General features: G+C 67.2%; 19 protein-coding genes. 11 read left to right on the forward strand and 8 right to left on the reverse strand.

All coding sequences use genetic code 11. The features are described 5' to 3' along the window. Positions 1-150: 150 nt before the first annotated feature. The 7 genes from FSV73_RS10535 to FSV73_RS10565 form a co-directional block, all read right to left on the reverse strand. Positions 151-1,611 carry a DUF3426 domain-containing protein gene (locus FSV73_RS10535; protein WP_145007492.1) on the reverse strand — a complete coding sequence of 487 codons (1,461 nt, stop codon included), beginning with the start codon at positions 1,609-1,611 and terminating at the stop codon, positions 151-153. Between the two features lie 109 nt (positions 1,612-1,720). After that, on the reverse strand, positions 1,721-2,596 hold the full coding sequence (gene prmA / locus FSV73_RS10540) for a 50S ribosomal protein L11 methyltransferase (RefSeq protein ID WP_145007494.1): 876 nt from the start codon (positions 2,594-2,596) through the stop codon (positions 1,721-1,723). Positions 2,597-2,690: 94 nt separating this feature from the next. Next, entirely contained in the window at positions 2,691-4,037 is a 1,347-nt protein-coding gene (gene accC / locus FSV73_RS10545; RefSeq protein WP_145007496.1) for an acetyl-CoA carboxylase biotin carboxylase subunit, read from the reverse strand. Positions 4,038-4,053: 16 nt separating this feature from the next. Then, complete coding sequence (gene accB / locus FSV73_RS10550; protein ID WP_145007498.1) at positions 4,054-4,506, reverse strand: acetyl-CoA carboxylase biotin carboxyl carrier protein; 453 nt, start codon at positions 4,504-4,506, stop codon at positions 4,054-4,056. Positions 4,507-4,559: 53 nt separating this feature from the next. After that, positions 4,560-5,006 carry a type II 3-dehydroquinate dehydratase gene (gene aroQ / locus FSV73_RS10555; protein ID WP_145007500.1) on the reverse strand — a complete coding sequence of 149 codons (447 nt, stop codon included), beginning with the start codon at positions 5,004-5,006 and terminating at the stop codon, positions 4,560-4,562. Between the two features lie 117 nt (positions 5,007-5,123). Further along, a complete protein-coding gene (dsbD, locus tag FSV73_RS10560) occupies positions 5,124-6,881 on the reverse strand; it encodes a protein-disulfide reductase DsbD (RefSeq protein ID WP_145007503.1) in 1,758 nt (585 codons plus the stop codon). Between the two features lie 56 nt (positions 6,882-6,937). Then, positions 6,938-8,557, reverse strand: coding sequence for a response regulator (locus tag FSV73_RS10565; protein WP_145007505.1), 1,620 nt, complete (start codon positions 8,555-8,557; stop codon positions 6,938-6,940). A gap of 267 nt (positions 8,558-8,824) precedes the next feature. On the opposite strand from FSV73_RS10565, the gene FSV73_RS10570 reads away from it, so the two are divergent. The 7 genes from FSV73_RS10570 (at position 8,825) to FSV73_RS10600 (ending at position 14,471) form a co-directional block, all read left to right on the forward strand. After that, entirely contained in the window at positions 8,825-9,841 is a 1,017-nt protein-coding gene (locus FSV73_RS10570) for a DUF2333 family protein (protein WP_145007507.1), read from the forward strand. Further along, entirely contained in the window at positions 9,841-10,392 is a 552-nt protein-coding gene (locus tag FSV73_RS10575) for an NUDIX hydrolase (protein ID WP_145007509.1), read from the forward strand. Before FSV73_RS10570 ends, FSV73_RS10575 begins: the two co-directional genes overlap by 1 nt. 159 nt (positions 10,393-10,551) lie before the next feature. After that, complete coding sequence (locus tag FSV73_RS10580; protein ID WP_145007511.1) at positions 10,552-10,896, forward strand: translation initiation factor Sui1; 345 nt, start codon at positions 10,552-10,554, stop codon at positions 10,894-10,896. Between the two features lie 86 nt (positions 10,897-10,982). Continuing rightward, on the forward strand, positions 10,983-12,896 hold the full coding sequence (speA, locus tag FSV73_RS10585; RefSeq protein ID WP_145007513.1) for an arginine decarboxylase: 1,914 nt from the start codon (positions 10,983-10,985) through the stop codon (positions 12,894-12,896). Between the two features lie 249 nt (positions 12,897-13,145). Continuing rightward, a complete protein-coding gene (locus FSV73_RS10590) occupies positions 13,146-13,400 on the forward strand; it encodes an outer membrane protein assembly factor BamE (protein ID WP_145007515.1) in 255 nt (84 codons plus the stop codon). Continuing rightward, positions 13,397-13,960 (forward strand): lipocalin family protein, encoded by a 564-nt coding sequence (locus FSV73_RS10595; RefSeq protein ID WP_145007517.1) that lies wholly within the window; start codon positions 13,397-13,399, stop codon positions 13,958-13,960. Before FSV73_RS10590 ends, FSV73_RS10595 begins: the two co-directional genes overlap by 4 nt. A 16-nt stretch (positions 13,961-13,976) precedes the next feature. Then, positions 13,977-14,471, forward strand: coding sequence for a YbhB/YbcL family Raf kinase inhibitor-like protein (locus tag FSV73_RS10600; RefSeq protein WP_145007519.1), 495 nt, complete (start codon positions 13,977-13,979; stop codon positions 14,469-14,471). 17 nt (positions 14,472-14,488) lie between these two features. Here the strand turns inward: FSV73_RS10600 and FSV73_RS10605 are convergent, their stop codons facing one another. After that, positions 14,489-15,292, reverse strand: a complete 804-nt coding sequence (locus tag FSV73_RS10605; protein ID WP_145007521.1) for a hypothetical protein — start codon at positions 15,290-15,292, stop codon at positions 14,489-14,491. A 131-nt stretch (positions 15,293-15,423) separates the two neighbouring features. Between FSV73_RS10605 and pip the strand changes: the two genes are divergently transcribed. From pip to mdoH, 4 genes are all read left to right on the forward strand, one after another. Continuing rightward, positions 15,424-16,389, forward strand: a complete 966-nt coding sequence (gene pip / locus FSV73_RS10610; protein ID WP_145007523.1) for a prolyl aminopeptidase — start codon at positions 15,424-15,426, stop codon at positions 16,387-16,389. Next, positions 16,386-16,823, forward strand: a complete 438-nt coding sequence (dtd, locus tag FSV73_RS10615; protein ID WP_145007525.1) for a D-aminoacyl-tRNA deacylase — start codon at positions 16,386-16,388, stop codon at positions 16,821-16,823. Before pip ends, dtd begins: the two co-directional genes overlap by 4 nt. A 234-nt stretch (positions 16,824-17,057) precedes the next feature. Further along, positions 17,058-18,557, forward strand: coding sequence for a glucan biosynthesis protein G (locus tag FSV73_RS10620; protein ID WP_260856063.1), 1,500 nt, complete (start codon positions 17,058-17,060; stop codon positions 18,555-18,557). Further along, the gene (gene mdoH / locus FSV73_RS10625) at positions 18,550-21,147 is read left to right on the forward strand and encodes a glucans biosynthesis glucosyltransferase MdoH (protein ID WP_145007529.1); all 2,598 of its coding nucleotides are present in this window, start codon (positions 18,550-18,552) and stop codon (positions 21,145-21,147) included. The genes FSV73_RS10620 and mdoH overlap by 8 nt, the downstream gene beginning before the upstream one ends. Positions 21,148-21,153: the final 6 nt, after the last annotated feature.

Raw genomic sequence — 21,153 nt, forward strand, 5'->3', positions numbered from 1 at the left:
TTTCCCTGGCGAATAGGCGCCTGTTCCGCCTGCGCCGGGAACCGGCCGCGGACAGGGGCTGCTGTGCTTGAAAAGGGTTGGGAATGATACCCGCTCGCCGCGTCGGGATAAAGCGCGAGTTGGCTAGTTTATGAGCAATTCACCCCGGGCTCACTCCGGTGAGAAGAAGCTCAGGCTGTAGTTCACCGCCCGCGGACCGGGGTCGAGAATGTCCAGTGCGATGTGGATCGGCGTCTGCGGCGGCATCTCGTCCTGGCCCTTGAGTTCGCCGTTGAGGTACTCGGCCGGCTTGAAGCGCCGGCTGGCGAGCAGCTGGCCATTGAGGTCGGCGAAGCGCAATTCGAGCAGCGGGAAGGGCTGGGAGAAGGGCGCCCGGTTATAGAGGATGGCGTCGACGCGCAAGGCCCCGGAGAACTGGGGGTGGCTGCGCACCACCAGGTTGCTGCTGCGGATCTGCTGGACATCGACCTTGGACGGCACCTTGCAGCCCAGGCTGGCGCAGGCCTGGACGAACAGCGGGCGATAACTGTCCTGCCGCGCCAGCTCGTCGAAATGGTAGTAGACGTACTGGCCGGCCAGTCCGAGCAAGGCTAGCAGGCACAGCAGCAGCCACAGCAGACGCCGGCCCCAGCGCGGACGCGCGTCACGGCCATCCAGTTGCAAGGGGTCGTCGTGCAGGTCCAGCAGCGGGTCGTCCTGCCATTCCGGTTCGCTGCGCAGGGCGCTCGTGGCCTTGGCCGGCAGCGGCTCGTCGTCGCTGTCGCGATCGGCGCTGAGGGCTTCGGCAACCGGCTCCTGCCAGTCGTCGAGGCGGCCCAGGCCGGGTTCGGCGCGCTCGTCTTCGTCGGCTTCGACGTGACCGAGCGCCGGCTCCTGGCGCTCGCGCGGGGGGACGGTCAGGGGCGCGGGCGGCGGTGCCGGGGCGGGCTTCAGCGGGGTGCGCGTGGCCGCCAGGGGCGCCGCTGCCGGCAAGGGGTCGATGGCTGGTTCGGGTTCCGGTGCCACGTCGGGCTCGAGTTCGGGCTCGGGCTCAGGTTCCGGCTCGGGGGCGGGCAGGGGCAGCGGCTCGGGTTCCGGCTGCCACTCCGGCTCCGGCTCGAACGCCAGCTCGGGCTCGGCCTGGAGGCGCAGGGGCTCCGGCTCGGGTTCGTGCGCGCTGGAGGCGGCGCCGAGCGACGGCAGTTCGAAGGCGTCTTCGTCGTCCCGGGGGCGATGGGCGGCCAGGCCCTGGGCCGGTGCCGGTTCTTCCCGCGGCGCGGCCACGGCAGGTGGCGTTGCTCCTGCGGGAGGGGCTGCCGGCGCGACCGGCGCGCGGCGTTGTTCTTCCAGGGCGCCCAGGCGGGCAACCTCGGCGTCCAGCTCCAGGTGGCTCAGGTCCAGTTCGTCATGGGGCCAGGCCGCTTCGCTGGGCGTCGTCGCCGGCTCGGCCACCGGCGCGGGTGGCACGGGCACGGGTTCCGGCGCCGTCAGGGGCGCGGCCTGGTTGCTGGCGTTGAACACTTCCAGGCAGACGCCACAGCGTACGTCGCCGTCCGCGGCGGCCAGGTGTTCCTGGGTGACGCGGAAGCGGGTATGGCAATGCGGACACTGGGCGACTAGGGATTCGGTCATGGCGAGGCGACAGCCAGGGAGTGAAGCGCGCTAGTGTACCCGAAGGCCCTGGCGAAAGAAGGGCTTACACCGGGCCGCCGGGTGAGCGGACCGGCGGCGCCTTGGTCGATCAGCGACGACGGGTCCCGCTGATGCGTACCCAGCCGTCCAGGGTGGCGGTGGGTTCCAGGTCGAAGCAGCCGGCATAGGCGGCGCGCACGTCCTCGGCCTGCTCGGCGAGGATGCCGGAGAGGGCCAAGCGTCCGCCGATGCGGGTCAGGCGGGTGATCTGCTCGGCCAGGCCGACCAGCGGACCGGCGAGGATGTTGGCGACCACCACGTCGGCCGGCTCCGCCGGCAGGTCGGCGGGCAGGAACAGCGGAAAGCGCGCCGGGTCGAGGCCATTGCGGTTGGCGTTCTCCCGCGAGGCTTCCAGCGCCTGGACGTCGATGTCGGTACCCACCGCGCGCTCGGCGCCCAGCAGCAGGGCGCCGATGGCGAGGATGCCCGAGCCGCAGCCGAAGTCCAGCACCTGCAGGCCCGCGACCGGTTCGCCATCCAGCCACTGCAGGCACAGCGAGGTGGTGGGGTGGGTGCCGGTGCCGAAGGCCAGGCCCGGATCCAGCAGCAGGTTGACCGCGTCCGGCTCCGGTGCCTCGTGCCAGCTGGGCACGATCCACAGCCGCTTACCGAAGCGCATGGGCTGGAAGTTGTCCATCCAGCTGCGCTCCCACTCCTGGTCTTCCAGGCGCTCCACCTCGTAGGTCAGGCCGTTGGCCAGCAGCTGCACCCGTTGCTCCAGCGCAGCGGCATCGGTGTCGCCTTCGAACAGCGCCAGCAGGTGGGTCTGGGACCAGAGCGGGGTGGTGCCCAGGTCCGGCTCGAAGATCGGCTGGTCCTCGGCGTCCATGAAGGTCACCGAGACGGCGCCCAGTTCGAGCATGAGGTCTTCGTAGGTTTCCGCTTGGGCGGGCGTGAGGGCGAGGCGGACTTGCAGCCAGGACATGGTGGGCTACCTGAATCGGGTCAAAGCGGGGAGGGTAAATGAAAACGGGCTGCCCGAGGGCAGCCCGTTCGCTGAAGCAGAGCTCGTCATGCACTCAGTGGCGCATGCCGAGCTTCTTCTCCAGGTAATGGATGTTCACCGCACCCTGGCCGAAGGCCTGGTCGCGGGTCAGCATCCGATGCAGATCGGCGTTGGTCTTGATGCCGTCGACGATCAGCTCGTCCAGGGCATTGCGCATCCGGGCCATGGCCTCGTCGCGGGTCTTGCCCCAGGTGATCAGCTTGGCGATCAGCGAATCGTAGTTCGGCGGAACCTTGTAGCCGCTGTACAGGTGCGAATCCACCCGCACGCCGTTGCCACCCGGCGCATGGTAGTGCTTGACCAGGCCCGGGGAGGGCATGAAGGTCTTGGGATCTTCGGCGTTGATCCGGCACTCGATGGCGTGGCCGGTGATCTTGATGTCTTCCTGCTTGATCGACAGCGGGTTGCCCGCGGCGATGCTGAGCATCTCCTTGACGATGTCGACGCCAGTGATCATCTCGGTCACCGGATGCTCCACCTGTACGCGGGTGTTCATCTCGATGAAGTAGAAGCGGCCGTCTTCGTAGAGGAACTCGAAGGTGCCGGCGCCACGGTAGCCGATGTCGATGCAGGCCTTGACGCAGCGCGCCAGGACTTCTTCGCGGGCCTTCTCGTCGATCTGGGGCGCAGGCGCCTCCTCGATGACCTTCTGGTGGCGACGCTGCAGCGAGCAGTCGCGGTCGTAGAGGTGCACGGCGTTGCCCTGGCCATCGGAGAGCACCTGGACTTCCACGTGACGCGGATTGCCGAGGAACTTCTCCATGTAGACCATGGAGTTGCCGAAGGCGGCGCCGGCTTCGGTCTGGGTCAGCTTGATCGACTTGATCAGCTCGGCCTCGTCCTCGACCACGCGCATGCCGCGACCACCACCGCCACCGGCGGCCTTGATGATCACCGGGTAGCCGACTTCGCGGCCGATGCGCAGGCACTCGGCCTCGTCATCCGGCAGGGCGCCGTCGGAACCCGGGACGGTGGGTACGCCGGCCTGCTTCATGGCGTTCTTGGCGGATACCTTGTCGCCCATCAGGCGAATCACGTCGGCGGTGGGGCCGACGAAGGCGAAACCGGACTGCTCCACCTGCTCGGCGAAGTCGGCGTTCTCGGCGAGGAAGCCGTAGCCGGGGTGGATGGCGGTGGCGCCGGTGACTTCCGCGGCACTGATGATAGCCGGGATGTTCAGGTAGGACAGGGGCGAGGGGGCCGGGCCGATGCACACCGATTCGTCGGCGAGGGACAGATGCATCAGTTCGCGGTCGGCGGTGGAATGAACCGCCACCGTCTTGATGCCCAGCTCCTTGCAGGCACGCACCACGCGCAGGGCAATTTCCCCGCGGTTGGCGATCAGGACTTTTTCCAGCATCGTGGGCTCCACGGGCTTAGACAATGGTGAACAGCGGCTGGTCGAATTCGACGGGCTGACCGTTCTCGACCAGCACCTGGCCGATGGTGCCGCTGGCTTCGGCTTCGATGTGGTTCATCATCTTCATGGCTTCGACGATGCACAGGATGTCGCCTTTTTTCACCTGCTGGCCGACTTCGACGAAGGCCGGGGTGGTGGGCGAGGAGGCACGGTAGAAGGTGCCGACCATGGGCGAGCGCGCCACGTTACCGGTCAGTTGCGGCGCGGCGGCTTCGGCGGCGGCCGGGGCGGCAGCCGGAGCCGGGGCGGCGACCGGGGCGGGCGCAGCGGCGTAGACGGTCTGCAGGCCCTGGCCACGGCCGGTGTTGCGGCTGATGCGGACGGACTCTTCGCCTTCGCGGATTTCCAGCTCGTCGATACCGGACTCTTCCAGCAACTCGATCAGTTTCTTGACTTTACGGATGTCCATTGGCGTTGGCTCTCCCCTCGGGTTCAGGTGATGTTCTGGATATTGGGTCGCGCTCAGCCGCGGGCGGCGAGCTGTTCGCAGGCGGCTTCCAGCGCCAGGCGATAGCCACTGGCGCCGAGCCCGCAGATCACACCGACCGCCACATCGGAAAAATAGGAGTGGTGGCGGAAGGCTTCGCGCTTGTGCACGTTCGACAGGTGCACTTCGATGAATGGGATGCTCACCGCGAGCAAGGCGTCACGTAGGGCGACGCTGGTATGGGTGAAGGCAGCCGGATTGATCAGGATGAAATCCACCCCTTCGTCGCGCGCGGCATGGATGCGCTCGATCAACTGGTGTTCGGCGTTGCTTTGCAAATGCTGCAGCTGGTGACCGGCCGCGCTGGCCCGGGCTTCGAGGTCGGCATCGATCTCGGCCAGGGTGATGGCACCGTACACGCCCGGCTCGCGGGTTCCCAACAGATTCAGGTTGGGTCCGTGCAGTACCAGCAGTTGCGCCATAGCCACTTGCCTCGCGTTTTCGGCACCAGATTGGCCGCGGACTATGCCGCAACCTGAGGTGACTGTCCAGTCGCTAGACGTTTGCCGGAAATGCCCGCACGTTGGGCGAAATTTCTTTTAATCGCTGGTGAGGAGCCTTTTCACCTCGGCCAACCGGGCGAGAAAGTCCGGCGCGTCGATTTCCCCGACGATGCGGCCCGCTGGCTGCTCCTGGCCCTTGCCATCATAGAACAGGATCGCCGGCGGGCCGAACAGGCCCTGCCGATCGAGCCATTGCCGCTGTTCCTGATCGCTTGCCGTCAGATCGAAGCGGATCACCGTGAAGTCGCGCAACTGCGCCTGGACCTCGGGATTGCCGAACACCTGGCGTTCGATCAGCTTGCAGCTGATGCACCAGTCGGCATAGACGTCCACCAGGACCGGCCGGCCCCTGCCCAGGGTCGCGGCGAGGGCGGCCGGATCGCTCAGGGTGCGCAGGCCCTGCTCGCCTGCCACCGGCGCCGGAATCGCCTGCGCCCCCAGCGGTCGCAGGGGATCGCTGGCGCCGCGCAAGGCACCGAGGCCCGCGGCCGCGCCGTACAGCAGCAGGGCCAGCCCGGCGAGTTGCAGCAGTCGCTGGCGGGATGATTTGGGCTGGAATTCCAGGGCGCCGAGGAACAGGCCGCTACCGGCGGCCAGCAGACCCCAGCCGGCCAGGACCAGGGGCCCCGGCAGCAGGCGTTCGAGCAGCCAGAGCGCCACCGCCAGCAGCAGCACGCCGAAGGCGTTGCGCATACCCACCAGCCAGGCTCCGCTGCGCGGCAGCAGGGCGCCACCCCCGGCGGCGATCAGGACCAGTGGGGTGCCCATGCCCAGGCCCAGGGCAAACAGCGCCAGACCACCGCCGAGCCAGTCGGCGGTACTGCTGATGTAGAGCAGCAGGCCCGCCAGGGGGGCCGAGACGCAGGGCGAGACGATCAGGCTGGAGAGCACCCCGAGGGTCGCCGCGCCGCCCAGGGAACCACCGCGGGTGCCGCTGGCCAGCCGTTCCAGGCGCTCGCGCAGGGCGGTCGGCAGGCGCAGCTCGAAGAGGCCGAACATGGCCAGGGCGAACAGCAGGAACAGCCCGGCGAAGGGAATCAGCACCCAGGCCGACTGCAGTTGCGCCTGCAGATTGAGCCGGGCGCCAAAGACGCCCATGAGGGCGCCCAGGGCGGCGAAGCTCAGCGCCATGGGCAGCACATAGGCCAGCGCCAGCACCAGGCCCCGCCCCGGGCGCGCCTTGCCGGCCAGCACCACGGCCGAGACGATGGGCAGCATCGGCAGCACGCAGGGGGTGAAGGTCAGGCCCAGGCCGGCGAGAAAGGCCAGGAGGATTCGCTGCCACCCACCTGGGGCGGCCGGCGCCTCGGGGCTGGTCAGGGTAGCGGCGGCTGCAGGACCGGCAAACTCCAGGGTACGGCTTTCCGGCGGATAGCAGAGGCCGCGGTCGGCGCAGCCCTGGTAGGTGACCTTGATCCGACCGCCCTGGCCAGGCGCGAGGGGCAGGGGGATGTCGATGCCGGTGTGATAGACCTGGACGTCGCCGAACCATTCGTCGTGCTTGGGCTCGCCGGCGGGCAGCGGTACCGGGCCGGTCAGCAGGCCGGGCGTGGCCTCGAAGGCGAAACGCTGGCGATAGAGGTAGTAGCCGTCGGCGATGATGAAGCGCACCACCGTGCGCCCCTCGGCGTCGCGGCGCCGCTCCAGGCGAAAGGCCTGGTCCACCGGCAGGAACTGCTGACTGGGTCGCTGTCCGTCCAGGCCCAGCGCAGCCGCTGGCCGTGGCGCATCGAACAGGCCGGCCGCGGCGGGCAGGGTCAGCAGCAGGGTGAGCAGGAACAGCAGGACACGCATGGGCTTCTCAACGGTCGGCAGCGGCCGATCATAGCAGAGGCGCCAGGGCCGGCCCGCTAGTCCTCGCCGTACTGGTGCACGCAATTGCGCCCGGCGCGTTTGGCGCTGTAGAGCGCCTCGTCCGCCTGCTTGGCCAGCAGCGTCATTTCCTGATCGGGTTGCAGTTGCGCCAGGCCGGCGCTGAAGGTGCAGCTGAGCTCCTTGGGCGGCGCGGGGTAGCAGATCTCGGCGAAGCGCTGGCGGATCTCGTCGATCAGCCGGGTGGCGGTGACCAGGTCGGTGTCGGGCAGGACGATGGCGAATTCCTCGCCGCCGTACCGGCCGATATGGTCGGACTTGCGCAACCGCTGCTTGAGGAACAGCGCCAGGCTCTTGATCACCCGGTCGCCCATGGGATGGCCGTAGTGGTCGTTGACCTGCTTGAAGTGGTCGATGTCCAGCATGGCGAAGGTGATCGGCCGCTGGCTGCGCCGGGCGCGGAAGCAGGCGTCCTCCAGCAGTTGCAGGGTGTGGGTGTGGTTGTACAGGCCGGTGAGGCTGTCCTGGACGATGCGCGCCTGCAGGCTGCGGGCCCGGGCGGCGCGGGTGCGCACGGTGGCGACCAGGTGGCGCGGCTTGATCGGCTTGGTGAGGAAGTCGTCGCCGCCCTCGCTCATGGCATCCAGCTGCTTGTCGAGATCGTCCTCGGCCGACAGGTAGATGATGGGCACGCTGACATAGCGCTCGTGCTGGCGGATGACCTTGGCCAGTTCGGTGCCGGTGCACTCGGGCATGTACATGTCGAGGATGATCAGATCGGGCGCGAACTCGGCCAGGTGCGCCATGACCGCCCCGGGTTGCATCAGGGTGCGGGTGACGATGCCCGCGCTGTTGAGCGCCATCTCCGTGGCCATGGCCTGGGCACGGGAGTCGTCCACCACCAGGGCGCGGATCGGATCGTAGTAGGAGGTACGGGTGAGGGTCTCGATCTTTTCCAGCAGGCGCGCGGAGTCCAGGGTGCCGGTGTAGAACTCCTGGCCGCCGGCGCGCACCGCGGCCAGGCGAAAGGGGGTGTCGGCTTCCTGGTGGCTGTAGAAGAGTACCGGCAGCTTGCGCTCGAGGCCGTGCTGGGCGTCCAGTGCCAGCTGGATGCCGGCGCCCGCGCCGCCGAAGTCCACGTCCATGACGATGACCGCCGGATGGCGACTATCCAGCATCCGGCGGAAGTCGTCGGCGTCGCGACTGATCTGGATGGTGACGCCGAAGTATTCCATCTGCTGGGCCAGGCGCTCGGCGCGGTCGGTGTCGAGCAGGGCGATGTAGATCGGCTTGCGCAACGGCGGCAGGCTGGTGGTCTCCAGCTGATCGCCCTGGCGCAGGCCGGTGCGCGACAGGCTCTGCATGGCCTGGCTGAGTTCGGTGATGGCCTGGCTGTTGAGCCGGCCCCGGTTGGCGACGACCTGCGCCAGGGTGCCGCCGATGGTTTCCGCGAGGTCGGCATGGCCCTGCTGGTCGAAGCGCTGCGCGTATTGCCGCAGCCGGGCAGTGGCATCGGTCAGCTCGCCCAGGCTGCCGGCGCTCCACTCGTCCCGCTGCAGGCGCTGCCAGATCTCCAGTACCTGGCGCGACTGATGGATGACCCGTTGGGCGAAGTGCAGCTTGAGTCGGTCCCGGCTCGGGTCGTCATGTTCGCTCACGAAATGGTCCGTCATTCTGGAGGTGATGGCCCTATGCTACCAATTGATGACCGGCAGGGGAGAGGCGGTACCCTGGTTAGCGGCGGTAATGCCGCTCGCACGGACACTGTCGGTCGCTTCTGGAGTAGCGTCCGTCGCCTGTTGCCCTAGTCTCGGCAACGGCGGCGAGCGCGGTCCGGCCCGGCGTCGCCCCGAGCGTGGCGCAACCGCTGCCGCTGGCAGGGGTCCAAGCGCCAACATCTTTGAAATCTGTGCAAGGAATTGTCCATGCGGGAGTGGAACGTGAGGTCGGGATGGCTCCGGCTGGTGGCGGTGCTGGTGGCGCTGTACCTGCTGGTGACCCTGGCGATAGGGTGGTACTGGAGCCGGGAGCCGGATTTCTTCCCGGTCCAGCAACATGCCCAGGAGGCGGCCGCGGCCAGCGGGCGCAAGCTGGTGCTCGGCTACACCACGGTCGAGACCCTCAAGCAGGTGGCGGGTACCCTGCTGGACAAGCCGGGTGGCTACCTGTCCAACGACATCCTGCCGCCAGGCGTCTGGCTCGACGACATGCCGTCCTGGGAATACGGGGTGCTGGTGCAGACCCGCGACCTGGCCCGGGCGCTGCGCAAGGATTTCGCCCGCTCTCAGTCGCAGTCCACCGAGGACGTCGACCTGGCGCAGGCCGAGCCGCGCTTCAACTTCGACAACCACAGCTGGGCCATGCCTTCGTCGGAATCCGAATACCGCGCCGGCATCGCTTCCCTCGACCGCTATCTCGCGCGCCTGGGCGGCCAGAACACCCAGGGGCAACCCACCGCCTACTTCTATTCGCGCTCCGACAACCTGCGCAACTGGCTGGGTGACGTCGAGACGCGCCTGGGCTCGCTGTCCCAGCGGCTGTCGGCCAGCGTCGGTCGCGTGCGCCTGGATGCCGAGGTACGGCCGAACCAGGACATCCCCGCCGGTCAGGTGCCGGAAGTCCACGAGCAACGCGTCGAGACGCCGTGGCTGCAGATCGACAACGTCTTCTACGAAGCGCGCGGCCAGGCCTGGGCGCTGTCGCACATCCTGCGCGCCATCGAGGTCGACTTCGCCGATACCCTGGCGAAGAAGAACGCCACGGTGAACGTGCGCGAGATCATTCGCGAGCTGGAGGCGGCGCAGCAGCCGATCTGGAGTCCGATGATCCTCAATGGCAGCGGCTTCGGCATCCTGGCCAACCATTCGCTGGTGATCGCCAACTACATCTCCCGCGCCAACGCCGCCATCATCGACCTGCGCCAGTTGCTGGAACAGGGCTGATGACGCCGGGCGACCGCGAAGCGGCCCATCGCGCCGCCTCCGACCGGGAGGCGGTGGTCTGGGTGGATCGCGACGACCGGGTCCAGGGCCAGCTGCCACGGGCGGAGTTGCGCGCCCGCGGCCTGATCGGCCGCTGCACCTTCATCCTGCTGTTCAACGCGGCCGGTGAGCTTTGCGTGCACCGGCGTACTCTCAGCAAGGCGCTCTACCCAGGCTACTGGGACGTGGCCGCCGGTGGCATGGTGGCGCCGGGGGAGAGCTACGCCGAGTCGGCGGCGCGGGAATTGGCCGAGGAACTCGGGGTGAGCGGCGTGCCGCTGCGCGAACACGGCACCTTCTATTTCGAGGAACCGGGCAACCGGCTCTGGGGCGGGGTATTCAGCGCCCGCTGGGACGGGCCGCTGCAGCTGCAGCCCGAAGAGGTGCTGGAAGCCCGTTTCCTCGCGCCCGCCGCCATCCTCGACCAGGCACGGACCCTGCCTTATTGCCCGGACTCCCTGGAAGCGCTGCAACTGGCCCTGGGCCAGGCGGATGTCGCATCCCTGCCTTAATTTCTCGCATTCGTCCCTTAGCATCCGGCGGCGATGCTGCTACATTGCGCGGCCCCGGACCAGTGCGGCCCCTGCCGGCCCGCGCTGCATCCAAGGTTTGCTCCAGGCGCCCGGCGCCTGGTGCCCGACGCCTGCCCCCGAGCTGGGAGGGATCGCCCCTTGAGCAAGAAAACCTCGTCGCTGTCGGACCTCAGTCGCCTGGTGTACTCCACCGACGTAGGTCGCATTCGCCCGGAAGAACCGCAAGTCCAGGCACCGGCCGGCGACGGGATCGCCCGGGTACGGCGCGAGACCAAGGGTCGGGGTGGCAAGACGGTGACCACCGTCACCGGCGTACCGCTGGACGAGGCCGAGCTCAAGGACCTGGCCAGCGCCCTCAAGCGCCGCTGCGGCACCGGCGGCGCGCTCAAGGAGGGCGTCATCGAGATCCAGGGCGATCACGTCGACCTGCTGGTCGGCGAACTCGAGAAACGCGGCTTCAAGACCAAGCGTTCGGGCGGCTAGGCCGCGCCTTCGGTACCTCTGCATACAACTTACCGTCCCTGGCGGCGGTCCATCCAAGCAAGATTCCCTACAGGAGATTCCCGCGAATGTCCCCACGACGCACGCGCAAAGACGATGGCAGCCAGTGGACCGTGGCGGACAGCCGCAGCGTCTACGGTATTCGCCACTGGGGCGCCGGTTACTTCGCCATCAGCGATGCCGGCAACGTCGAAGTCCGCCCCCACGGCCCGGATGGCCAGCCGATCGACCTGCACGTCCTGGTCGGCCAGTTGCGTGAAGCCGGGCTGTCGCTGCCGCTACTGGTGCGTTTCCCCGACATCCTGCAGGGCCAGGTGCGCCACCTGACCGGTGCCTTCGACCGCAACATCGAGCGGCTCGACTACCAGGGCCGCTACACCGCCCTCTACCCGATCAAGGTCAACCAGCAGGAGGCGGTGGTGGAGAACATCATCGCCACCCGCGACGTTTCCATTGGCCTGGAAGCCGGCTCCAAGCCGGAACTGATGGCGGTGCTGGCGCTGGCGCCCAAGGGCGGCACCATCGTCTGCAACGGCTACAAGGACCGCGAATTCATTCGCCTGGCGCTGATGGGCCAGAAGCTCGGCCATAGCGTCTTCATCGTCATCGAGAAGGAATCCGAGGTCCCGCTGGTGATCGAGGAGGCGGCCGAGCTCAAGGTCACCCCCCAGGTCGGCCTGCGCGTGCGGCTGTCGTCCCTGGCCTCGAGCAAGTGGGCCGATACCGGGGGCGAGAAGTCCAAGTTCGGGCTGTCCGCCGCCCAGCTGCTGTCGGTGATCGAGCGCTTCCGCGCCGCCGGCCTGGAGCAGGGGGTGCGCCTGCTGCACTTCCACATGGGCTCGCAGATCGCCAACCTGGCCGACTACCGCCAGGGCTTCCGCGAAGCCATCCGCTACTACGCCGAGCTGCGTGCCCTGGGCCTGCCGCTGGACCACATCGACGTCGGCGGTGGCCTGGGCGTCGACTACGACGGTACGCACTCGCGCAATGCCAGCTCCATCAACTACGACATGGACGACTACGCCGGTACCGTGGTCGGCATGCTCAAGGAATTCTGCGACCAGCAGGAGTTGCCGCATCCGCACATCTTCTCGGAAAGCGGCCGCGCCATGACCGCCCACCACGCCATGCTGGTGATGCAGGTCACCGACGTCGAGCGCCACAACGACAGCGTGCCGGCCAGCGAGCGCTTCGAAGGCAAGGCCGAGGTGGTGCAGTGGCTGGCCGAACTGCTCGGCGACACCGATCCGGAGATGGTCACCGAGACCTACTGGCGCGCCACCCAGTACGTCAGCGAAGCCGCCGCCCAGTACGCTGCGGGCAGTCTCAGCCTGGGCGACAAGGCCCTGGCCGAGCAGTGCTACTTCGCCATCTGCCGGCGGCTGTACAACCAGCTCAAGGCCCGCCAGCGCTCCCATCGCCAGGTGCTCGACGAACTCAACGACAAGCTGGCCGACAAGTACATCTGCAACTTCTCGGTGTTCCAGAGCCTGCCCGATACCTGGGCCATCGACCAGATCCTGCCCATCGTGCCGCTGACCCGGCTCGACGAGGAGCCGGTGCGCCGCGCCGTGCTGCAGGACCTGACTTGCGACTCCGACGGCAAGATCAAGCAGTACGTCGACGAGCAGAGCATCGAGACCAGCCTGCCGGTGCACGAGGTGCGCGAAGGCGAGGACTATCTGCTGGCGGTGTTCCTGGTGGGCGCCTACCAGGAGATCCTCGGTGACATGCACAACCTGTTCGGCGACACCGACTCGGTGAACGTCTACCAAGATGCCGACGGCAGCGTGCGCCACGGCGGCATCGAGACCCACGATACCATCGAGGACATGCTCAGGTACGTGCACCTCTCGCCCGAGGAGTTGATGACCTACTACCGCGACAAGGTCGCCAGCGCCCGACTCACCGCTCGCGAGCGCACCCAGTTCCTCGACGCCATGCGCCTGGGGCTGACCCGCTCTTCCTATCTCGCCAGCTAGGACGTGGCCCAGGCGCTGCTGCGCCTTGGCCACACTGCGTTGAAAATGCCTTCGAATGCCCCTTTACTCTCGGTAAATTGCGCTTTCTCAGGTCTTTGCTGCGTCGGTGCTACCCTGCGGGCCAGCCGTTGGCTGTCACTCCCGTCGGGTCTGGCTCGTGGTCGCGAGCGCGTGAACAGCGTCCGAGCGAGCGAACCCTGACGGCCAGGCGGGCTCTATAGCCTTGCCGTCAGGATGGAGGAGAAGGGTATGAAGTGGCGCATGGCGCTTCTGCTGATGGGCAGTCTGCTGCTGGCGGGGTGTGGCAAGGTCACCCAGGAAAACTATTCCCGGCTCAAGGCTGGCCAGACCAAGGCCGAGGTGGAGCATATCCTGGGTGCGCCCACGGAATGCGCCGGCGCCCTGGGCGTTACCACCTGTACCTGGGGTGATCGCGGCTCCTTCATCAGCGTGCAGTATCTCAACGATAAGGTGGCGATGTTCGCCGGGCAGGGTCTGCGATGAAAACCTCTACCAAACTGTTGCTGCTGGCGGGTGCCGCCGGAGTGCTCGCGGCCTGCGCCAGCGGTCCGCGCCAGGTGCCGCCGCTCACCGCGGGCGCTGTCGATCTGCAGCGTTACCAGGGTCACTGGTACGAACTGGCACGCCTGCCGATGTTCTTCCAGCGCAACTGCGCCCAGTCCGAGGCGAACTACCACGTCATGGCCGACGGCAAGGTGGCGGTGTTCAACAGCTGCCGCACCCTGGACGGCAAGGTCCAGGAAGCCACCGGCACCGCCACGCCGGTCAAGCCCGGCGTGACCGATCGCCTGGAAGTACGCTTCGACACCTGGTTCAGCGGCGTGCTGCCCAACGTGGCTAAGGGCCCCTATTGGATCCTCTACGTCGACGAGGACTACAAGACCGCCCTGGTCGGCAGCCCGGATCGCAAGTACCTCTGGCTGCTGGCGCGCAAGCCGGAGATCTCCGCGGCGCAGAGCGAGAAGCTGCTGCGCATCGCCCGCGAGAAAGGCTACAACCTCAATCGTCTGGTCTGGCGCGAGACCGACGCCCACATGCCCTAGGCCACAGGAGCTCACCGTGAAACTCTGGACCGATGCCTTCTCGGATAACGCCTTCATGCCCAAGCGCCACGAATTCGACGTGGCCGACTTCGGTGCCCATGGGGAGAATATGTCGCCGGCGCTGCAGTGGTCGGATCTGCCCGCCGACGCCAAGAGCCTCGCCCTCACCGTCTATGACCCGGATGCCCCCACCGGCAGCGGTTTCTGGCACTGGGTGGTGGTCAACATTCCGCTGACTACCCAGGGGCTGGCGGAAGACGCCGGCCGCGCCGACGGCTCGGGCCTGCCCGCGGGCGCCCTGCAGCTGCTCAACGACTATGGCACCCGCGGCTTCGGCGGCGCGGCGCCGCCCAAGGGCGACAAGCCGCACCGCTACATCTTCCAGCTGCATGCGCTCAAGGTCGACCAGTTGCCGGTACCGGCGGACGCGACCAATGCGGTGGGTCGCTTCATGATCCATCTCAACCAGTTGGCCTCGGCGACCTATACCGGTCTCTACGAGATCAAGTAGGACGAGGGGCGGACGGGCTAGAGCTCGTCCGTCGACATCGCCAGCCTGACGCCGGCAGCGCGCATCTCGGCCAGGAAGGCCTCGCCCTGGGCCTCGAAGCCGGGTACCGAATGGCTGCAGTCGGTCAGCAATATCAGGTCCTGGCGTCGCGCCGCCGGCCAGTGATCGAGCAGGTCGCGCAGGGTGCTGGCCACGCAATGGGACAGGGCCTCGCCCGCTACCAGCAAGGTATCCGCCTGCTGCAGGCGCGCAATGAACCGGGCATCCACGGCGGTCTCGGGATCCTGCGGATCCGGCACCTCGGCGCGCAGCGCCGAATAGTGCTCGGTATGGGGATTCCCTCCCTTCATCACGAAATCCACCAGGCGGCCCTGGGTCCGCCCCCAGGCATTCAACGCCCGGTGCACGTCCTGCTGCAGCCCATGGCCCCAGCCGCCCACCAGGCAGTGTTCCGGCCAGATCACCAGGCGATAACGACCGCCCGCTTCCAGGGCCTGGACATAGGCCAGCCCGCGGGCGCGTGCGGCCGGGTCGCGAGTCTGCCAGCGACCGCTGGCCACCTCGTCCGCGCCGATCTGGGTAAAGGGCGCCGGGGCCTGGCCGGCGGCGTCCTGCCACCAGTGCGGATGGGCGATATGCAGCGGCTGGTGGGAATCCAGGGTCACCTGCACCCCGGCGAGGCGGGCGCCGAGGCGGTCGACCAGGCCGGCGACGCGTTGCAGGCCGGCGACCGCGCCGGGCACGGGCAGGGCGGCACCCGGCAGGTCGCAGAAGTCATTCTGCGGATCGATCAGCAACAGCTGCAGCCTGGGCTGGGGCATGGGACTCTCCTCGGGTGACTGGCCACCGATGGTGCGCGGCCATGAGGGGCGAGGCAAGCCCGAGCGGCGTGGAAACCCGGTAAGGTGCAGGTCTATGATGAAGGGGCTGACCCTGCCCCGCGGAGCGCGACATGCTGAATCTGTACCCGGAAATCAAGCCCTACGCCCGCCACGAGCTGGCCGTCGAAGCGCCCCATGTGCTCTATGCCGACGAGAGCGGCTCGCCCGATGGCCTGCCGGTGCTGTTCATCCACGGCGGTCCCGGGTCTGGCTGCGATCGCCTGAGCCGCCGTTTCTTCGATCCCAACCTCTACCGCATCGTCACCTTCGACCAGCGCGGCTGCGGCCGCTCCACGCCCTATGCCAGCCTGGAGAACAACACCACCTGGCACCTGGTCGAGGACATCGAGCGCCTGCGCGAGCACCTCGGCATCGAGCAGTGGGTGCTGTTCGGTGGCTCCTGGGGTTCCACGCTGGCCCTGGCCTATGCCCAGCGGCATCCCGAACGGGTCCGGGCAATGGTGGTCCGCGGCATCTTCCTCTGTCGTCCGGTGGATCTGCGCTGGTTCTACCAGGAGGGCGCAAGCCGCCTGTTCCCGGATTTCTGGCAGGACTACCTGCATCCCATCGCCGAAGCGGAGCGGGGGGATCTGATCAATGCCTATTATCGGCGACTGACCGGGCCGGACGAGCTGGCGCAGATGTCCGCGGCCCGCGCCTGGTCCTGCTGGGAAGGGCGCACGGTGACCCTGAGGCCCAACCCGGACGTGCTGGAAAAATTCAGCGAGCACGCCCTGGCCATCGCCCGCATCGAATGCCATTACTTCGTCCACGACGCCTTCCTCGAACCGGACCAGTTGCTGCGCGACATGCCGAAGATCGCCCATATCCCGGCGGTGATCGTCCATGGCCGCTATGACATGGTCTGTCCGCTGGACAATGCCTGGGCGCTGCACCACGCCTGGCCCGGCAGCGAGCTGCAGATCATCCGCGACGCCGGCCATGCGGCGAGCGAGCCCGGTATCTGCGATGCCCTGGTGCGGGCGACCGACCAGATCGCCCGACAACTGCTCGATCTGCCCCAGGAGGCGGAGTGAAGGCGCTGCTGCAGCGGGTCAGCCGCGCCAGCGTCGACGTCGAGGGCGCCACGGTCGGCGCCATCGGCCCGGGCTTGCTGGTGCTGGTCGGTATCGAACCCCAGGATGACGAGGCCGCTTGCGCGCGGCTGCTCAAGCGCCTGCTGGAGTACCGCGTCTTCGCCGATGGCGAGCAGCGCATGAACCTGTCGCTGCAGGATGTCGCCGGCGGTCTGCTGCTGGTGTCCCAGTTCACCCTGGCCGCCGATACCCGCAGCGGGCGGCGGCCGAGCTTTTCCACGGCGGCCCCGCCCGCCCAGGGCGAGCGTCTCTTCGGCCATCTGGTCAACCTGGCCCGCGACCTGCACCCGGAGGTTCAGACCGGCCGTTTCGGTGCCGATATGCAGGTTTCCCTGACCAACGACGGACCCGTGACATTTTTATTGTCGATTTAGTGAGGGCGCCCCTTACAGCGCCCTGCCAAGTGTCTATGATTGCGCAGTTCGAGTTTGAACGGTCGTCCAACCGGGGAATCATTGACCCCTGGGGGAGTCGGACCCTTGCCTATCCGTTTCGCGACCTTGGGTCGCCAAACGTATTCGTACGCTGATTTAGGAGGCTGCGTGTTATCTCATTCCAAAGTTAAGCCGGGCAAGCAGGGCTTTGCCCTCGTCGGGCTCTCCGTCGCACTGGGCCTGTTCAGTGCTCAGGCCCTTGCCTTCAGCCTGGACGATGTGGCCGCCAAGGCCAAAGAACTCTCCGGCCAGAAGTTCGTCGCGCCCAAGAGCAACCTGCCCGCATCCTTCAGCGGCATGAAGTATGCCGACTATCAGCAGATCACCTTCAATCAGGACAAGGCCTACTGGAAGGATGCCAAGACGCCCTTCCGCCTGAATTTCTACCACGAAGGCATGCACTACAGCGTGCCGGTGAAGATCAACGAGGTCACCGCGAACAATGTCGAAGAGATCAAATACGATCCCTCGATGTTCAATTTCGGCAACCTGCAGGTCGACCAGTCCCAACTCAAGGACCTCGGCTTCGCCGGTTTCAAGGTGCTCTATCCGCTGAACAAGGCGGACAAGAACGACGAGCTGATGACCATGCTCGGCGCCAGCTACTTCCGCGTGATCGGCAAGAACCAGGTCTATGGCCTGTCCGCCCGCGGCCTGGCCATCGACACCGCGCTGCCGTCCGGCGAGGAATTCCCACGCTTCACCGAATTCTGGGTCGAGCAGCCCCAGTCGGATCGCCGCAACCTGGTGATCTATGCGCTGCTGGATTCGCCCCGGGCCACCGGTGCCTACCGGTTCGTGCTGACCCCCGGCAAGGACAGCACCGTCGACGTCGAAGCCAAGGTGTTCCTGCGTGACAACGTCAACAAGTTGGGCATCGCGCCGCTGACCAGCATGTACCTGTTCGGCCCCAACCAGCCGAGCGCCCAGGTCAACTACCGTCCGGCCCTGCACGACTCCAACGGCCTGGCCATCCATGCCGGCAACGGCGAGTGGCTGTGGCGTCCGCTGAACAACCCGCGCCGGCTGTCGGTCAGCACCTACACCATCGAGAATCCGCGCGGCTTCGGTCTGCTGCAGCGGGGTCACGAGTTCTACCGGTACCAGGACCTGGACGAGCGTTACGACAAGCGTCCCAGCGGCTGGGTCGAGCCCAAGGGCGATTGGGGCAAGGGGCACGTCGAGCTGGTGGAAATCCCCACGCCGGACGAGACCAACGACAACATCGTGGCCTTCTGGACGCCGGATACGCTACCGGAGAAGGGCCAGCCGATCGATGTCGCCTATCGCCTGCACTTCACCACCGACGAGCCCAACCTGCACACCAAGGACCTGGCCTGGGTCGCCCAGACCCGTCTGTCCACCGGTGACGTGCGCCAGTCCAACCTGGTGCGCCAGACCGACGGCAGCCTGGCCTACATCATCGATTTCGAGGGGCCGAATCTCGACGACCTGCCCGAGGATTCGCAGGTCGGCTCCCAGGTCAGCCTGGACGCCAACGGTGAACTGGTCGAGAACTCTGTGAGATACAACCCGGTTACCAAGGGTTATCGCCTGACCCTGAGACTCAAGGTCAAGGATCAGACCAAGCCGGTGGAAATGCGCGCCAACCTCGCCCAGGGTGACAAACCTCTCAGCGAAACCTGGACTTACCAGCTACCTGCCAATGAATAACTCCACCCGTGATACCTCGGTCGCCGCTGCGGGCGACTACCTCGAACACCTGCCGCTGCCCGCCGGGCAGCGGCAGGCGCTGGATCCTGCGGCCGATGTCGAGACGCTGCACCGGCAACTGGCCGGTGCCCGGGGGGAGGGCGCCCAGGGCGCCGATGCGGTCATCGCCTCCACCGAGGCCCGTCTCGCGGCGGGTTGGGATGACACCCTGGATGACGGCGAGCTGCTGGGCGCCGACGCCCAGGGGCGGGTCTTCATCAAGGCCACGCCGCCCATGACCCGTTCCATGATGGTGCCCGATCCCTGGCGCACCAATCCCGTGGCGCGGAGCTGGAAGCGCCTGCTCGGCCGCAAGGACCACAGCCGATGGCAGCCGGATCCCGAGGCAGACGCCCATGCGCACTGGCGCAAGGTGGGTTCCTTCCGGCGCTTCATTCTGCTGATCCTCATGCTGGTGCAAACCGGCATCGCCACCTGGTACATGAAGGCCGTGCTGCCCTATCAGGGCTGGGCGCTGGTCGATCTCGGCGAGGTCTATCGCCAGGGTTGGGGCGAATCCATTCGCCAGGTACTGCCCTATGTGGTGCAGACCAGCATCCTGCTGCTGTTTGCCTTGCTGTTCTGCTGGGTGTCCGCCGGCTTCTGGACCGCCCTGATGGGCTTCTGGCAGCTGCTCAGCGGTCGCGACAAGTACAGCATCTCGGCCAGCTCCACCGGCACCGAGCCGATCGATCCGCAGTCGCGGACCGCCCTGGTCATGCCCATCGCCAACGAGGATGTCCCACGTGTCTTCGCCGGCCTGAGAGCAACCTACGAGTCGGTCCGCGCCAGCGGCGAGCTGGAGCACTTCGACTTCTTCATCCTCAGCGACAGCAACGACCCGGACAAATGTGTGGCCGAGGAGAAGGCCTGGCTGGAGCTGTGCCGCGAGGTCGGTGGCTTCGGGCACATCTTCTATCGCCGTCGTCGCCGTCGGGTGAAGCGCAAGAGCGGCAACATCGACGACTTCTGCCGGCGCTGGGGCAGCCAGTACAAATACATGGTGGTGCTCGACGCCGACAGCGTCATGAGCGGCGAATGCCTGGCCAGCCTGGTCCGGCTGATGGAAGCCAACCCCCGGGCCGGCATCATCCAGACCGCGCCCAAGGCCTCCGGCATGGATACCCTGTACGCCCGTCTGCAGCAGTTCGCCACCCGGGTCTATGGACCGCTGTTCACCGCCGGCCTGCACTTCTGGCAGCTGGGTGAATCCCACTACTGGGGCCACAACGCCATCATTCGGGTCAAGCCGTTCATCGACCACTGCGCCCTGGCCCCGCTGCCGGGCACGGGTTCGTTCGCCGGTGCGATTCTCTCTCACGACTTCGTCGAAGCGGCGCTGATGCGGCGTTCCGGCTGGGGCGTGTGGATCGCCTACGACCTGCCGGGCAGCTACGAAGAACTGCCACCGAACCTGCTGGACGAACTCAAGCGCGACCGTCGCTGGTGCCACGGCAACCTGATGAACTTCCGGCTGTTCCTGGTTAAGGGCATGCACCCGGTACACCGCGCGGTGTTCCTCACCGGGGTGATGTCCTACCTGTCGGCGCCGCTGTGGTTCCTCTTCCTGGTGTTGTCCACGGCGCTGCTGGCGATCCACAAGTTGCTGGAGCCCCAGTACTTCTTCCAGCCCCGGCAGCTGTTCCCGGTCTGGCCCCAGTGGCATCCGGAGCAGGCCATCGCGCTGTTCTCCACCACCTTGATCCTGCTGTTCCTGCCCAAGCTGCTCAGCGTGGTGCTGATCATCGCCAAGGGGGCCAAGGAGTTCGGTGGCGGCCTGCGGCTGTTCCTGTCCATGATGCTGGAGATGCTCTTCTCGGTGCTGCTGGCACCGGTGCGGATGCTGTTCCACACGGTGTTCGTGACCGCCGCCTTCCTAGGCTGGTCGGTGCAGTGGAATTCGCCCCAGCGGGACGACAACGACACGCCCTGGAGCGAAGCCTTCCGCCGCCATGGTTCGCAGATGCTGCTCGGTCTGATCTGGACCGCCGGTGTGGCCTGGCTGGACCCGCGCTTTCTCTGGTGGCTGTCGCCCATCGTAGTCTCGCTGATCCTGTCGGCGCCGGTCTCGGTGATCTCCAGCCGCACCAACCTGGGGCTGGGCAGTCGTCGCCATCACCTGTTCCTGATCCCGGAGGAATACGCTCCGCCGCGCGAGCTGGTGGCCACCGACGAATACCTGCACCTGAACAACCGCAATGCCCTGACCAAGGGCTTCCTGCGCGCCACTGTCGATCCGGTGCTCAATGCCCTGGCCATCGGCATGGCCCGCGGTCGTCACGGCAAGGTGGTGGAGCCGGCACGCCGGCTGCGCGAAGAGCGGGTGGCCCGGGTCCTGGCCGCCGGTCCCGAGAAGACCAAGGGCGACGACCAGTGGCGTCTGCTCAGCGATCCGGACGGCATGGCGCAGCTGCACCTGCAGGTCTGGAAGGCCGAAGAGCACCGCAACTGGCGGGAAGCCTACGCCACCCTGCGGCCGCGCTCCCACAGCGACTCGGCCGCGGATGCTGCAGCCAGTCCCGCCAACCTGACCCCGCGGCCCGCCTCCTGAGGAGGC

Source organism: Pseudomonas oryzihabitans, from assembly GCF_007665395.1.
Lineage (GTDB): Bacteria > Pseudomonadota > Gammaproteobacteria > Pseudomonadales > Pseudomonadaceae > Chryseomonas > Chryseomonas psychrotolerans_C.

What these genes read in the sequence shown, in the direction of transcription:
- FSV73_RS10535 (WP_145007492.1), bottom strand. Translation starts at nt 1,611, where the DNA reads ATGACCGAATCCCTAGTCGCCCAGTGTCCGCATTGCCATACCCGCTTC.
- FSV73_RS10595 (WP_145007517.1), top strand. Translation starts at nt 13,397, where the DNA reads ATGAAAACCTCTACCAAACTGTTGCTGCTGGCGGGTGCCGCCGGAGTG.
- FSV73_RS10605 (WP_145007521.1), bottom strand. Translation starts at nt 15,292, where the DNA reads ATGCCCCAGCCCAGGCTGCAGCTGTTGCTGATCGATCCGCAGAATGAC.
- accC (WP_145007496.1), bottom strand. Translation starts at nt 4,037, where the DNA reads ATGCTGGAAAAAGTCCTGATCGCCAACCGCGGGGAAATTGCCCTGCGC.
- mdoH (WP_145007529.1), top strand. Translation starts at nt 18,550, where the DNA reads ATGAATAACTCCACCCGTGATACCTCGGTCGCCGCTGCGGGCGACTAC.
- dsbD (WP_145007503.1), bottom strand. Translation starts at nt 6,881, where the DNA reads ATGCGTGTCCTGCTGTTCCTGCTCACCCTGCTGCTGACCCTGCCCGCC.
- pip (WP_145007523.1), top strand. Translation starts at nt 15,424, where the DNA reads ATGCTGAATCTGTACCCGGAAATCAAGCCCTACGCCCGCCACGAGCTG.
- FSV73_RS10570 (WP_145007507.1), top strand. Translation starts at nt 8,825, where the DNA reads ATGCGGGAGTGGAACGTGAGGTCGGGATGGCTCCGGCTGGTGGCGGTG.
- accB (WP_145007498.1), bottom strand. Translation starts at nt 4,506, where the DNA reads ATGGACATCCGTAAAGTCAAGAAACTGATCGAGTTGCTGGAAGAGTCC.
- speA (WP_145007513.1), top strand. Translation starts at nt 10,983, where the DNA reads ATGTCCCCACGACGCACGCGCAAAGACGATGGCAGCCAGTGGACCGTG.
- aroQ (WP_145007500.1), bottom strand. Translation starts at nt 5,006, where the DNA reads ATGGCGCAACTGCTGGTACTGCACGGACCCAACCTGAATCTGTTGGGA.
- FSV73_RS10575 (WP_145007509.1), top strand. Translation starts at nt 9,841, where the DNA reads ATGACGCCGGGCGACCGCGAAGCGGCCCATCGCGCCGCCTCCGACCGG.
- FSV73_RS10590 (WP_145007515.1), top strand. Translation starts at nt 13,146, where the DNA reads ATGAAGTGGCGCATGGCGCTTCTGCTGATGGGCAGTCTGCTGCTGGCG.
- prmA (WP_145007494.1), bottom strand. Translation starts at nt 2,596, where the DNA reads ATGTCCTGGCTGCAAGTCCGCCTCGCCCTCACGCCCGCCCAAGCGGAA.